Consider the following 13468-nt stretch of genomic DNA (forward strand, 5'->3'; position numbering starts at 1 on the left):
TTCCTCCAAATTTTCTTTCTATTGTAGTTTCTTGTACTTGATCCTCTTAGGCTCTACATTTCCCTGGCGCTTCATTCGATTTTCTTCATAAGCAGAGAATGGACCGTCAAAGAAATACACCTGACTGTCACCCTCGAAGGCTAATGTATGCGTGCATACTCTATCTAAAAACCATCTGTCGTGACTAATGATAACAGCGCACCCTGCGAAGTTTTCCAGAGCTTCCTCAAGTGCTCGTAAGGTGTTTACATCCAAATCGTTTGTTGGTTCATCAAGAAGGAGTAAGTTGGCTCCTTGCTTAAGTGTCATGGCGAGATGGACTCTGTTTCGCTCACCGCCTGATAATGCACTTACTTTTTTGCCCTGATCAGACCCACCAAAGTTGAATTTACTCACATAAGCCCGAGAGTTCATTTGTTTGCCGCCAAGTTCAATCAATTCATTGCCTTCAGAAATAACTTCCCAAACAGATTTATTCGGATCTAAATCATCATGCTCTTGATCCACGTAGGCGATCTGAACCGTAGAACCTATATCAAACGAACCGCTATCTGGTTTCTCTTTTCCGGTGATCATATTGAACAGGGTAGTTTTACCTGCTCCGTTTGGTCCTACGATTCCTACAATTCCTGCTTGTGGTAAAGAAAACGTAAGGTTTTCATAGAGCAATTTGTCACCAAATGCCTTTGATACTCCTTCTACTTCGATGACTTTGTCACCCAATCTCGGTCCAGGTGGGATGTAAAGTTCTAGTTTGCTTTCTCTTTCATTGGCATCCTGACCAGCAAGCTTATCATAGGCTGCCAACCTCGCCTTTCCTTTGGCCTGACGACCCTTTGGAGTCATTCTTACCCACTCAAGCTCTCGCTCCAGCGTCTTCTGTCTTTTGGACTCTGTTTTCTCTTCTTGGGCTAGTCGTTTTTGTTTCTGATCTAACCAGGAGGAATAATTGCCTTTCCATGGAATGCCTTCGCCACGATCCAATTCTAATATCCATCCAGCTACATTGTCGAGGAAGTATCTATCGTGAGTCACGGCGATTACTGTGCCTTTGTACTGATTTAAATGTTGCTCCAGCCAAAGTACCGATTCGGCATCCAAGTGGTTGGTAGGTTCATCTAATAACAATACATCGGGCTCTTGTAATAATAAACGACAAAGCGCTACTCTTCTTTTTTCACCACCAGAGAGGTTTTCGATTTTGGCATCTCCAGGCGGAGTTCTTAATGCATCCATGGCACGTTCCAACTTACTATCCAATTCCCAGGCATTGGTCGCATCCAATTTTTCTTGTACCACCGCCTGATCTTGAATAAGCTTATCCATAGCATCAGGATTATCTAGCACTTCTGGGTCTGCAAATTTGGCATTAATGTCCTCGAATTTCTGTAAAAGATCTACAATCTCTTGCACACCTTCTTCTACCACTTGTTTAACCGTTTTGGAAGGGTCTAGTTGTGGTTCTTGTTCGAGAAGTCCTACACTATATTCGCTGGAAGAAACCACCTCGCCTTGATATTCTTTGTCAATACCGGCAATGATTTTAAGTAGCGACGACTTTCCAGAGCCATTGAGACCTAAAACACCAATTTTAGCTCCATAAAAAAAAGAGAGGTAGATGTTTTTGAGTACTTGCTTTTGGGGTGGGTAAATCTTGTTTACACCAGCCATTGAAAAGATGATTTTTTCGTCGCTCATGAGTAGTAATTTTTCCGACAAATATGCAAAAAATATTCTGCCTTTGGCCTGATTTTGTAAATTTGCAGCCGATTTATCAAAGAAAAGGCATTCGCCAAATATTGTGGAAATACCATTCGGTCACGTAGAAAATAATACGCTCTTTCGATCAGCTTTTGGTCAAGTAGCGGCACTCCAGTTAAAAGAAGTCAAAGAGGGTGAATTAGAAGCAGCTGTCGCTTATTTCACTACACGATTTGATAAGTTAAAACTAAAACTGGAGGAGATAGAAGAGAAGATTAATTCGCAGAGCAATAAAGGATCCTTTCTATCCAGCCTTCAAAATATTGAAGACTCCATTCCAACGCATGATGGATTGGGTGATTATCAGACTCTGTTGGATAGAATAGGTCCACTGAAATCACTATTAGAGGACTATGTCCAGAAGAACAGAGCTAAAAACACGGAGATTAAGCAGGCTTTGCTCTTAGAGTTAGATGCCATCTTGGCTAATAATGATCAAGAAGAGGCATTTGAGCAAATAAAGGATTTGAAATCCAGATGGCTAAAAACAGGTAGTGCTGATCAGTCTGTAAGAGCTGAATTAGAAGAAAAATTTAAGTCTGGTGTAGATGGTTTCTTTGAAAAAAGAAATGCTTTCACAGAAGATAAGAAAATGTTGGTGAAGGCTCGATTGGATGAGTATCAAGGCATCATAGCTGAAATCAAATCCTTTATTGAGAAGAAAGACTATCAGTCAAGTGTGGATAGAGTAAAAGAGCTTCAGAAACAGTGGAAAGACGTTGGTCGCATTCCAGAAAACGAATTCAAGACAGTCAACGACACTTATTGGAAGGTTACGCAAGATTACTTTGATAAACAAAAGAAAAGAAGGAGCTCAGAGCGTAAATTAAAAGCCAAAGACGAAAAACAAAGTTTAAAAGCTAAACAAGAAATTCTGAATGAGCTTAAATCGCTTGTGCAAAATGCATTTGGAAGTGAGGTAAAGGCTTTTGATGCGCTGAAAACAAAATGGAAAAACAGCGGGCATGTTTCAAAGAAGGCTCATCCAGAAGTTCATGAGTCCTTTATACAGCTTTCTAGAGAATGGCAGGAGAGACAGTTTGTTTGGAACCTGACGCATAAGAAAAATAAGGGCTTCGCGAAGAAGGATGAGAAGAGTCAATTGAAGGATCTAACAAGAGTGATAAGAGACTTGCTGCACAGAGACGAGACGGAGCTCAAATCTTTTAATGAGAACATGGGGAATATGCATATCAACAAGGGCTCTTTCGTAGATATGCTAAACGACAAGCTCAAAACCCAAAAAGAAAAAGTAGCGCTGAAAAAAAATCTCTTGAAAGAATGTCAAGATAAAATAAAACAACTCTAATGTCCGTTGCGTTAGGAGTTCAAAAAAAAACATCAGAATCATTTTAATATCAGTTGTATTTTTTTTTGATACAGATTATATTCAGTTAAAATAAATTTTGAGATAAGGGAGTCAATAGTTTGATTATTGGTTGAAAAATTTATTTTTGCACGATTATATAAAACACCAGAATTAAAGGAAGTAAATTATGTATTGGACATTAGAATTAGCATCGTATTTGGAGGACGCACCTTGGCCGGCTTCAAAAGATGAATTGATTGATTATTCCATTCGATCAGGGGCTCCTTTGGAAGTGGTTGAGAACTTGCAAGAGTTGGAGGAAGACGGACATCCTTTTGAGACAATTGAAGAGATTTGGCCTGATTACCCAACGAAGGAAGACTTCTTCTTTAACGAAGACGAGTACTAAGGCTCGCTGTCATATATAGTGATAAGAAATTAAGCCTGGCTTTCTTGGAAAGGTCAGGCCTTTTATTTTCTCCTTTTTAGTATTGAATCAGCAATAATTAGGTCTTCTGGCGTAGTGATTTTGAGGTTATCATAACTTCCTTCTACTAAATTCACCTTTTCCCCAAAAGCTTCTATCACACTAGCGTCATCGGTAAACTGATTAGATTGACTTTGGTTAAAAGCTTTTTTTATCAAATCGACATCGAAGGTCTGTGGAGTTTGGACTGAATAGAATTGATTTCGATCGACAGCCTGACTTTGATCGTTCTTTATCTGGCGGATAGAATCCTTCACTTGTACTGCTGCAATGCCATTGCCTGACTTCTTAGCTTGATTTACGGTTCTATGTATGACGTCAGATGATATGAGAGGCCTAGCTCCGTCATGTATGGCTACAATTCCATTTCCTTTAATTTCATTGAGCCCGTTTTGGACGGAATCGAATCGGGTGGCTCCGCCTAGAGTGATTTGGTGTGCTGTTTTAAATTGAAGTAAATTGACCAACTTCTGCCAGGTATCTATGTGATTAGCCGGCAAAACCAATATGATGTGCATGTCAAGCTGACAATTGGCAAACGCTTCCAAAGTATGCATCAGTATCGGTTTGCCATCCAACTCCAAAAACTGCTTGGGTTGACTGGCTTGCATTCTGCTACCTGAGCCTCCTGCTACTATTACAGCATAATTTTTCATTGAGGCAATATTAGGTCATTCTATAAAACAAAAAAACTCCGAAGATGCCTTCGGAGTTTTTCATTCTTTGAATTTCTATAAATCTTAGATAATCAACATGGCATCACCATAGCTGAAGAATCTGTATTTCTCTTTAATAGCTACTTGATAAGCTTCCATGATCAAGTCAAATCCACCAAATGCAGCTGCATTCATCAGTAGTGTGGATTCAGGCAAGTGGAAATTTGTCACCAATGACTTAACGATTTTGAAATCGTAAGGAGGGAAGATGAACTTGTCGGTCCATCCTTCATTGGCTTTCAATCTACCATTGGCAGAAACTGAAGATTCAAGTGCTCTAAGTACCGTAGTGCCTATTGCGCAAACCTTTTTCTTATCGTCCAGTACCTTATTTACCAAAGTCGCTGTGTCTTCCGGAACGATGTAGTTCTCCGAATCCATTTTGTGTTTGGTCAAATCTTCTACGTCCACAGGTCTGAAGGTTCCTAAGCCTAAATGTAAAGTGATCGCCTTCGTATCAACACCTTGAAGCTCCAATCTCTTAAGCATTTGTCTGGTGAAGTGAATACCAGCTGTAGGGGCAGCTACAGCACCAACCTTATCAGCATAGATGGTTTGGAATCTTTCTCTATCTTCCGGCTCTGTTTTCCTAGCAATTTCTTTTGGTAGCGGGGTTTCGCCCAATTCGTCAATAGACTTGTAGAACTCTTCATCAGTCCCATCAAAAAGGAATCGGATCGTTCTGCCTCTAGAAGTGGTGTTGTCGATTACTTCTGCAACCAAATCACCTTCGCCAAAATATAGCTTGTTACCTACTCTGATTTTTCTAGCAGGGTCTACCAACACATCCCAAAGGTGAAGTTCTTTGTTGAGCTCTCTCAAAAGAAATACTTCGATCTTTGCGCCAGTTTTTTCCTTGTTCCCATAAAGACGCGCAGGAAATACTTTAGTGTCGTTTAAGATTACGCTGTCGCCTTCGTCTAAATAACTGATTAAATCTTTGAATACTTTATGCTCGATCTCCCCGGTATCCTTGTGCACGACCATCAATCGAGACTCGTCACGGTTTTCAGTAGGATAAAGCGCTAGCAATCCTGGTGGGAGGTCAAATTTGAATTCTGATAATTTCATCTGTTTGTATTTTATTTAATCAGTACATGAAACACACAAGTACGATTTGCAGCACTCGCTTTTTGCTTCATCTAAATCTGTTTTTTGGAATGGGTTCTGAATTGAATAAATGGCTGAAAAAGGAAGTTTAAAATATTCAATTGCATTCATGTAATAAAAGTAACGATTGTACGACCAATACGTCAAAATAAGAGGGCAAAATTAGTAAATTGTTCTGATAAATATTGCTTGTAAATAAATTTATTATAGGATGCTGATATTTCGGTTGATTTGGGAAAGTTTCCGGTTTGCTTTCAATGCCCTCAAGATGAATATGATGAGGACGGTCTTATCCTTCTTGGGAGTAACGATTGGCATTTTTGCCATTATTTCGGTCTTCACATTAGTGGACTCATTGCAACGTAATATCAATAACAGTTTGAATTTTCTTGGGGCAGATAATATCATCCTTGAGAAATGGCCGTACCAGTTTGGAGGTAGCTTTTATCCCTGGTGGAAGTATTACCAAAGACCTAATCCGGATTATGAGGAGTTTAAGTATCTACAGACCAACTTAGTTAATCATGATGGATTGGCTATTTATGCCTACAAAACAAATATTACGGCCAAGCAGAAGAGTAGCAGCAGTTCAGGGTTGAATATGATTGGAGTGTCCTATGGATATAAGGATATCAATGATTTGCAGTTGCAAACTGGTAGGTATTTCAGTATTCAGGAAACTGAAAATGCGAGTAATGTGGCCCTAATTGGTCAACGAGCTGCAACAGAATTGTTTCCATTTCAATCCCCACTTGGCCAAATGGTAAAAATTAAAGGCACAAAGTTTAGAGTGATAGGTGTCATTGAGGAAGAAGGTGAGGCTTTATTGGATACACCCAGTAATGATGATAATATCTTGATACCTTATAAAACGTTAAGCAAATTCTACCTAGTTAGTAAGCACAAAGGATTAGGTTCTTCTATAAACATAAAGGGAATGGCTGATGATCCGGGTCAAGAACGATTGGAAGGAGAACTCACCGGTCTGATGCGTAAAAAGAGAGGACTGAAGCCAAAAGAAGACAATAACTTTGCAATGAATCGACCAGAGGCCTTTGCCACTTTTTTAAGTCAAGTGTTTAATGTGCTGAATATTGCGGGTTGGATTATTGGTAGTTTTTCTATTCTGGTTGGCGGTTTTGGAATAGCTAACATCATGTTTGTGTCAGTTAGAGAACGCACGAATATAATTGGTATCCAAAAGTCGCTAGGGGCAAAGAATAACTTTATTCTTTATCAGTTTTTGTTTGAATCTATCTTTCTGAGCTTGTTTGGAGGAATGTTCGGTATCTTTTTGGTTTATCTGTTAACATTTATGGACTTGGGTTCGCTGGAACTAATTATGAATTTGAAAAATATCCTGATTGGATTGGGTGTCTCGGTGGTCATAGGAGTAATTTCAGGTATTGTTCCTGCTGGTTTGGCGGCAAAAATGGATCCGGTCATTGCCATTCGGTCATAAAAAAAGTCCCGATCAATCGGGACTTTGAAATTTTCCAGGATTTTATGAAATCTTTAGTTTTAATAGCTGATTTCAATTTTTTACTTTTCCCGTAAGCTTTCTTAATTTTCTGCAGCCACACTGTCTACAGCCTCTACAGCTTCAGTAGCCAGAGAGTCAACTGTTTCCATTGCTTCTTCTGCCATGTCAGTAGCTTCTTCTGCTGCTTCTTCTACAGCCTCGGCAGCTTCCTCCATTGGAGCTTCTTCAGTGCCTTCAGATGAGCTTTTAGAGCCGCATCCTACTACAAACAAAAAACTCATTGCCGCAGCAATCAAACTAAGGTTTCTTAAAAACTTCATAAATACGAATTGGTTTAGTGAAACTTGAAGCTAGAACGATAATTTCACTTTAACAAGAAAAAATGTTAATGATTGTTAACGGTTTGAGTCAAATTATTGATTGTCAGTATTTTGCAAATCAGTCGTTAAACTGGTTCATTGTTCTGGATATCCCTATGGTACAAAATGATAGCACCATATCGCAGGCTTTATCCATGTCAAAAGGCAGATTTTCTAGTTGTTCTTTCGAGAATTGACTCAACACATAATCTACTTGCTGACCCTTGTGAAAGTCATTGCCTATGCCAAATTTTAATCGAGCATAGTTATTGCCTCCCGTTTGTTCGTCAATGTTTTTTAGTCCATTATGGCCGGCATTACTGCCTTTGGCTCTCATTCGAAGACTGCCATGGGGGAGCGCAATGTCGTCGGTGATGACGAGTATATTCTCCTTACTTATTTTAAGGTCTTGCATCCAGTAGTTAACGGCCTTTCCACTTAAGTTCATATAAGTGGTAGGTTTGATTAAGTGGATCGTTCTTCCTTTGTATTTAAATTCACATTTGTTGGCCAACTTGGTATGTTCAAATCTGGCACCTTGCGATTCCGCCAATCGATCAAGTACCAAAAAACCAATATTGTGACGAGTGAGTTCATACTCTGGACCAATATTGCCAAGGCCTGCTATGAGATATTTCATCGGTTGTTTTTAGAAGAAAATTAATACTTATAAAAATCAGTCAAAAAAAAATCCTACTCGAAGAGCAGGATTTTTTAAATTTTGTATTCAGTAGCTTATTCAGCTGCAGGTGCCTCAGCTCCTTCTGCTGCCTCTTCGCCTTCAGCTCCTTCTTCGCCTTCACCTTCTAATTCGTCTGCAGACTTACCTCTCAATGCTCTAGGTACTTCAACTACCGCAATAGATGCTTGTGGAGTATCAAGAATTTCGAAGTTGTCGGTGATTACATCGCTTACTTTGATTGCTTTACCAAAATCAAGTGCAGTAATGTCAAGATCAATATGCTCAGGCATATTCTTAGGCAATGCTTTGATAGACAATAATCTTCTTTTGTGGATCAGGGTTCCTCCATTAGAAACACCTTTTGAAACACCTGTCAAGTGAACTGGAATGTCCATTTTGATAGCCTTGCCAGTAAACCACTGCAAGAAGTCTACGTGCAAAATCATTTCACTTACTGGGTGAAACTGGATATCCTGCATGATACAGTCATACTCAGCGCCTTCAACATTCACTTTTACAAAGTGCGCTTCAGAAGTATACACCAATTCTCTGAAAAGAATCGCTGGTGCGTAGAAGTGAATTTGTTCTTCGCCACCGTAAATTACACATGGTACTTGACCCTCGGCACGAAGACTTTTCGCTTCTGATTTGCCGAGATTCGCTCTTTTATACCCTACAATCTCTATAGTTTTCATACTACTTTATATATGTTATTGAATAAATAATGAACTAATTGATTCGTGGTCATGGATTTTCCTGATCGCTTTCGCAAAAAGCTCTGCCATGCTAGCCACTTTGATTTTCGAAGATTGACCTTCATTTATTTTAATGCTGTCAGTTACTACTAACTCTTCCAGCTCAGAACTATCTACATTTTCGTAAGCTTTACCAGATAAAATTGGGTGCGTACAGAATGCTCTTACAGAGATAGCTCCTTTTTCTTTTAGCAAGTTGGCTGCCTTAGTCAATGTGCCTGCCGTATCAATAATGTCATCTACCAGGATAACATTTTTTCCTTCAACGTCTCCAATGACTTGCATAGAAGCGACTTCATTGGCTCTTTTTCTGTGTTTATCACAAACCACCATTTCTGCTTCGAAGAATTTGGCAAATTCTCTTACTCTTTTTGTACTTCCTACATCTGGAGCAGCAAAAATTAGGTTATCCAAATTCAATTTCTTGATGTATGGCACGAAGATAGAAGCGGCTACCAAATGGTCTACCGGAATATCAAAAAATCCTTGAATCTGGTCGGCATGAAGGTCGCAAGTCATTAATCGATCTGCTCCAGCTGCTTGCAGTACGTTGGCCATCAACTTTGCTGCGATTGAAACTCTCGGTTTGTCCTTTCTGTCTTGTCGTGCATAGCCGTAGTAAGGCACTACACAAGTCACAGACTTGGCACTGGCTCTTTTAGCCGCATCGATCATAAGTAAAAGCTCGATGAGATTGTCGGAAGGACCAGTAGATTGAATAATGAAAACATCGCAGCCACGAACAGTTTCATTGTAGCTAAATGATAGCTCACCATCGCTGAATTTCTTGGACGTTGAGTTTCCAAGCGGTTTGCCATAACTATTAGCGATTTTGGTGGCTAATTCTTTGGATCCGTTTCCGGCGAAGATTTTAACTGCAGACATGTCTCTTGCGTTAGTGAAATAAAAGAAGCTATCTCAATAGAGATAGCTTCTTTTTTTGTTGGTCTACTAGGGCTCGAACCTAGACTCTTCTGGACCAAAACCAGACGTGTTGCCAGTTACACCATAGACCAGTGTTGCACCCCTCTTATTTTGGGAACACAAAAGTAGATATTTGCCTGAATAATGCCAAGCCTTGGCGATAAAAAAGCTAAATATTTTTACTTTTTTCTACTGATGTCCCTTCACCCATTCTTTAGCGTTGATAAACGCCTGAATCCATGGGGTAATTTCATTAGCAGTCTCCGTGTAGTGCGCCCAGTTCCAAGGGAACAAAGAACGTTCTAAGTGAGGCATCATGGCGAGATGTCTTCCATCTTTTGAATACACACCCGCTACATTGTAATCAGATCCATTAGGATTGCCTGGATAGGCCTCGTGTGCATATTTCAAACAAACCGTATAATTACTTTCTGTTAGAGGTAACTCAAACTTACCTTCGCCATGAGCTACCCAAACACCCATTCTCGTATTCGACAAGTTGCCTAACATCACAGAATCGTTTTGAGGAATAGTGACATCAAGGAAAATAGACTCAAACTTGCCAGAAGCATTGTGAGCCATTTTAGGATGGTTTTCTATTTCAGGGAACACCAAGCCTAATTCCATCATCAGCTGACAACCGTTGCAAACCCCTAAACTCAGAGTGTCAGGTCGAGCGTAAAAATTCTTTAATGCTGTGTTAGCTTTTTCGTTGTAAAGGAAAGCGCCGGCCCAGCCTTTCGCTGATCCTAGTACATCTGAATTGGAGAAACCGCCAACAAATACGATCATGTTTACATCAGACAAATCCTCTCTACCTGAGATCAAATCCGTCATGTGGACGTCCTTAACGTCAAATCCAGCCAAGTGTAAAGCGTAGGCCATTTCTCTATCACCATTCACACCTTTTTCTCGGATGATGGCAGCTTTGATACCTGATTTTTCTTTTCTTTTTTGATCTATTCCTAGAGAACTAATGGTTCCTTTCCAATCAGCAGGGAAAGCATATTGAAGCGCTTGATTTTTGTAGCTCTCAAAACGAGACTTTGCATTGCTCGCTTCCGTTTGATGTTGCTCTAGCAGATAAGAAGTTTTGAACCAAGTGTCTCTGAGCTCATCAATATTCAGTGAATGATTGTTATTATTGGACTTAATGTCAAACGAACGGTTCAAATTAACTGATCCTATTTTTTCAACGGAAACGCCGTCCAAAGCATCTAGTGAAGCATCTTTTGCTATCTGAATTACCAATGCAGGACTTTCACTAAATGCTACTTCTGAGAGATTCGAATTCAACGCACTCAAGTCAATGCTTGCACCACTTTGCGTAGTAGGGAAGTGCATTTCTAATAAGGTAGTTATCAAGCCACCCGCAGACACATCGTGTCCCGCCAGCACATGTCCATCCTTGATCAATTGCTGGACAGCGGCAAATGCTTTTTTGAAGTATCCGGCATCCGGAGAAGAAGCTGGGTTAGTTCCTACCGTATTTTTAATTTGCCCAAAACTGGATCCATCGAGCGCAAACGTACCGTCAGAAAGCGGGATATATATTAATGTCGAATCAGCAACGGGTTTGATGTCTGGTGTCACTGTTTGACGAATGTCTGAAACTTCACCCACAGTTGAAATGATAACCGTACCTGGTGAGTCTACAGTCTTTCCGTCATTGTACTTCTGTGTCATGGACAAAGAGTCCTTTCCAGTTGGGATATTAATTCCCAAAGCGATAGCATATTCGCTTACTGCTTCTACGGCATCATAAAGTCTCGCTCTTTCTCCCTCTGTCTTGGTAGGCCACATCCAGTTGGCACTCAGTGATACGCCACCCAAACCGTGCGTAAGTGGTGCCCAGATTATATTTGTTAATGCTTTAGTAATGGCCAATTGCGAACCTTTAGCTGGGTTGGCAATAGCTGCCACTGGCGCATGACCGATGGAAGTAGCAATTCCTTTGTTGTTTACAAAGTCGAGTGCCATTACAGCTACATTGTTTAGAGGCAACTGAATTTCTCCGCAAGTCTGCTGCTTGGCTACTCGGCCGGTTACCGATCGGTCTACTTTGTTTGTCAACCAATCTTTACAAGCCACTGCTTCCAGTTGAAGCACTTGTTTCAAGTCTTCTAAGAAGTCTGCATCGTTGGCAACTGCAGATTGATAAGGCTTTTGAAGTTTTTTATCTTTTAATATCGTTTTTGGTGCTGAGCCAAACATATCCGAAAGCCCCCAATCCATAGCAGCTTTGTCGCTGTCTTTGTGCTTCATAGTGAATTTCATATCACCAGTGGCTTCGCCTGCTACGAAAAGTGGTGCTCTTTCGCGGTCAGCAATCTCCTTCAATCCAGGGATGTCCTTGTCGGCTATAGCTAATCCCATTCTTTCTTGAGATTCGTTACCGATAATTTCTTTGTTTGATAGTGTAGGGTCTCCTACTGGGAGTTGATCGATATGGATCTGACCTCCGATATCTTCAATCAATTCAGAAAGACAATTTAAATGTCCGCCAGCGCCATGATCGTGAACTGATACAATTGGATTATTGTCGCTTTCTGCTAAAGCTCGAAGCGCATTAGCCACTCTTTTCTGCATTTCAGGGTTGGATCGCTGAATGGCATTGAGTTCGATTGCATTGGAGTGCTCTCCTGTGGATACAGAGGAAACAGCACCACCGCCCATTCCGATGCGGTAATTGTCACCACCCATCACTACGATTTTGTCTCCTTTAGTTAATGGCTTTTTCTGTGCATCAGACAATTTTCCATATCCGACACCACCTGCCATCATGATCACTTTGTCGAAACCTTGTGTGTCTCCATTCTCTTCATGCTCGAAAGTGAGGACACTTCCGCAGATTAGTGGCATACCAAATTTGTTTCCAAAGTCGCTGGCACCATTGGAAGCTTTGATTAAAATGTCAAGAGGAGTTTGGTACAACCACTCTCTGGCTTTGGTTTTTTCTTCCCACTTTTTCCCTTGTTCTAATCTAGGGTAGGAGGTCATGTATACTGCAGTGCCAGCAAGAGGGATACTGCCTTGTCCACCAGCCATACGATCTCTGATTTCTCCTCCTGAGCCAGTTGCCGCTCCATTGAATGGCTCAACAGTGGTAGGGAAGTTGTGTGTCTCCGCTTTGAGTGAAATCACAGAATCAATGTCTTTGGTTTCGAAGTAGTCTGCTTTGTTTTGAGTCTTTGGAGCGAATTGCTCCATTTTAGGACCTTTGATAAAGGCTACATTGTCTTTGTAGGCAGATTCGATTTGTCCTGGATGGGTTTCAGAGGTTTTTCTGATCAGTTTGAACAACGACACTGGTTTTTCTTCTCCGTCGATGATAAACTGTCCGTTGAATATTTTGTGACGGCAGTGCTCAGAATTCACCTGAGAAAAGCCGAATACTTCGCTGTCAGTCAACGGTCGACCTAGTCTAAGTGCTACACTTTCTAAGTAAACCACTTCTTCTTCGCTCAGCGCTAGTCCTTCGCTCTGGTTGTAGCTTCTAATGTCTTCGATATCCTGAATAGCTTCAGGCTGCTTGTTGATGATATAAACTTCTTCGTTTAGTGCCTCATATTTTTGATTGAGCATTGGGTCGAAATTACCTTCAGTGTGGAATTCTTCAATTCGCTCAATGCCTTCAATGCCCATGTTTTGTGTGATTTCCACTGCATTGGTACTCCAAGGAGTAATCATCTCCTGACGTGGTCCAATGAAAGAACCTGGTAGGTTTTTTTCACTTAGAACCTCTGCATTACCAAAAAGCCATTGGAGCTTTTCTATGCTAGCAGCGTCTAGATCGGATTTTGATTTTAAAAGATAGTAGGTGGTGGGATTTTTCTTGAATATAAAGATCATCGAAGAAGGACTGTTTATCAGCCGCAAAAG

The 13468-nt window shown here is 40.6% G+C and carries 11 protein-coding genes and 1 tRNA gene; 3 read left to right on the forward strand and 9 right to left on the reverse strand.

The annotated features are described in order from the left end of the window. Nucleotides 1-18: 18 nt before the first annotated feature. Nucleotides 19-1698, reverse strand: a complete 1680-nt coding sequence (gene ettA / locus R8N23_RS05805) for an energy-dependent translational throttle protein EttA (protein ID WP_318170625.1) — start codon at nt 1696-1698, stop codon at nt 19-21. A gap of 103 nt (nt 1699-1801) precedes the next feature. Here ettA and R8N23_RS05810 point away from each other — a divergent pair, with 103 nt between their 5' ends. After that, nucleotides 1802-3070 (forward strand): DUF349 domain-containing protein, encoded by a 1269-nt coding sequence (locus tag R8N23_RS05810; protein WP_318170626.1) that lies wholly within the window; start codon nt 1802-1804, stop codon nt 3068-3070. 187 nt (nt 3071-3257) lie between these two features. Next, a complete protein-coding gene (locus R8N23_RS05815) occupies nt 3258-3479 on the forward strand; it encodes a DUF2795 domain-containing protein (RefSeq protein WP_318170627.1) in 222 nt (73 codons plus the stop codon). Between the two features lie 62 nt (nt 3480-3541). Here R8N23_RS05815 and R8N23_RS05820 read toward each other — a convergent pair whose 3' ends face one another. Beyond that, nucleotides 3542-4213, reverse strand: a complete 672-nt coding sequence (locus R8N23_RS05820) for a 2-C-methyl-D-erythritol 4-phosphate cytidylyltransferase (RefSeq protein ID WP_318170628.1) — start codon at nt 4211-4213, stop codon at nt 3542-3544. Between the two features lie 84 nt (nt 4214-4297). Further along, complete coding sequence (gene queA, locus R8N23_RS05825) at nt 4298-5344, reverse strand: tRNA preQ1(34) S-adenosylmethionine ribosyltransferase-isomerase QueA (protein ID WP_318170629.1); 1047 nt, start codon at nt 5342-5344, stop codon at nt 4298-4300. A gap of 307 nt (nt 5345-5651) precedes the next feature. Between queA and R8N23_RS05830 the strand changes: the two genes are divergently transcribed. Continuing rightward, nucleotides 5652-6845 carry an ABC transporter permease gene (locus R8N23_RS05830; RefSeq protein ID WP_318170630.1) on the forward strand — a complete coding sequence of 398 codons (1194 nt, stop codon included), beginning with the start codon at nt 5652-5654 and terminating at the stop codon, nt 6843-6845. A 101-nt stretch (nt 6846-6946) separates the two neighbouring features. On the opposite strand, the gene R8N23_RS05835 is transcribed toward R8N23_RS05830, so the two are convergent. The 6 genes from R8N23_RS05835 to purL form a co-directional block, all read right to left on the reverse strand. Continuing rightward, on the reverse strand, nt 6947-7186 hold the full coding sequence (locus tag R8N23_RS05835; RefSeq protein WP_318170631.1) for a hypothetical protein: 240 nt from the start codon (nt 7184-7186) through the stop codon (nt 6947-6949). Nucleotides 7187-7304: 118 nt separating this feature from the next. Further along, complete coding sequence (pth, locus tag R8N23_RS05840; RefSeq protein ID WP_318170632.1) at nt 7305-7865, reverse strand: aminoacyl-tRNA hydrolase; 561 nt, start codon at nt 7863-7865, stop codon at nt 7305-7307. A 95-nt stretch (nt 7866-7960) separates the two neighbouring features. After that, complete coding sequence (locus tag R8N23_RS05845; protein ID WP_318170633.1) at nt 7961-8602, reverse strand: 50S ribosomal protein L25/general stress protein Ctc; 642 nt, start codon at nt 8600-8602, stop codon at nt 7961-7963. 15 nt (nt 8603-8617) lie between these two features. Continuing rightward, nucleotides 8618-9547 carry a ribose-phosphate pyrophosphokinase gene (locus R8N23_RS05850; RefSeq protein ID WP_318170634.1) on the reverse strand — a complete coding sequence of 310 codons (930 nt, stop codon included), beginning with the start codon at nt 9545-9547 and terminating at the stop codon, nt 8618-8620. A 58-nt stretch (nt 9548-9605) separates the two neighbouring features. Next, a tRNA-Gln gene (locus tag R8N23_RS05855) sits at nt 9606-9678 on the reverse strand. Between the two features lie 97 nt (nt 9679-9775). Further along, a complete protein-coding gene (gene purL, locus R8N23_RS05860) occupies nt 9776-13438 on the reverse strand; it encodes a phosphoribosylformylglycinamidine synthase (protein ID WP_318170635.1) in 3663 nt (1220 codons plus the stop codon). Nucleotides 13439-13468: the final 30 nt, after the last annotated feature.

Source organism: Reichenbachiella sp. (assembly GCF_033344935.1).
Taxonomy (GTDB): Bacteria; Bacteroidota; Bacteroidia; order Cytophagales; family Cyclobacteriaceae; genus Reichenbachiella.

What these genes read in the sequence shown, in the direction of transcription:
- ettA (WP_318170625.1), bottom strand. Translation starts at nt 1,698, where the DNA reads ATGAGCGACGAAAAAATCATCTTTTCAATGGCTGGTGTAAACAAGATT.
- R8N23_RS05815 (WP_318170627.1), top strand. Translation starts at nt 3,258, where the DNA reads ATGTATTGGACATTAGAATTAGCATCGTATTTGGAGGACGCACCTTGG.
- R8N23_RS05820 (WP_318170628.1), bottom strand. Translation starts at nt 4,213, where the DNA reads ATGAAAAATTATGCTGTAATAGTAGCAGGAGGCTCAGGTAGCAGAATG.
- queA (WP_318170629.1), bottom strand. Translation starts at nt 5,344, where the DNA reads ATGAAATTATCAGAATTCAAATTTGACCTCCCACCAGGATTGCTAGCG.
- R8N23_RS05830 (WP_318170630.1), top strand. Translation starts at nt 5,652, where the DNA reads ATGAATATGATGAGGACGGTCTTATCCTTCTTGGGAGTAACGATTGGC.
- R8N23_RS05835 (WP_318170631.1), bottom strand. Translation starts at nt 7,186, where the DNA reads ATGAAGTTTTTAAGAAACCTTAGTTTGATTGCTGCGGCAATGAGTTTT.
- pth (WP_318170632.1), bottom strand. Translation starts at nt 7,865, where the DNA reads ATGAAATATCTCATAGCAGGCCTTGGCAATATTGGTCCAGAGTATGAA.
- R8N23_RS05845 (WP_318170633.1), bottom strand. Translation starts at nt 8,602, where the DNA reads ATGAAAACTATAGAGATTGTAGGGTATAAAAGAGCGAATCTCGGCAAA.
- R8N23_RS05850 (WP_318170634.1), bottom strand. Translation starts at nt 9,547, where the DNA reads ATGTCTGCAGTTAAAATCTTCGCCGGAAACGGATCCAAAGAATTAGCC.
- purL (WP_318170635.1), bottom strand. Translation starts at nt 13,438, where the DNA reads ATGATCTTTATATTCAAGAAAAATCCCACCACCTACTATCTTTTAAAA.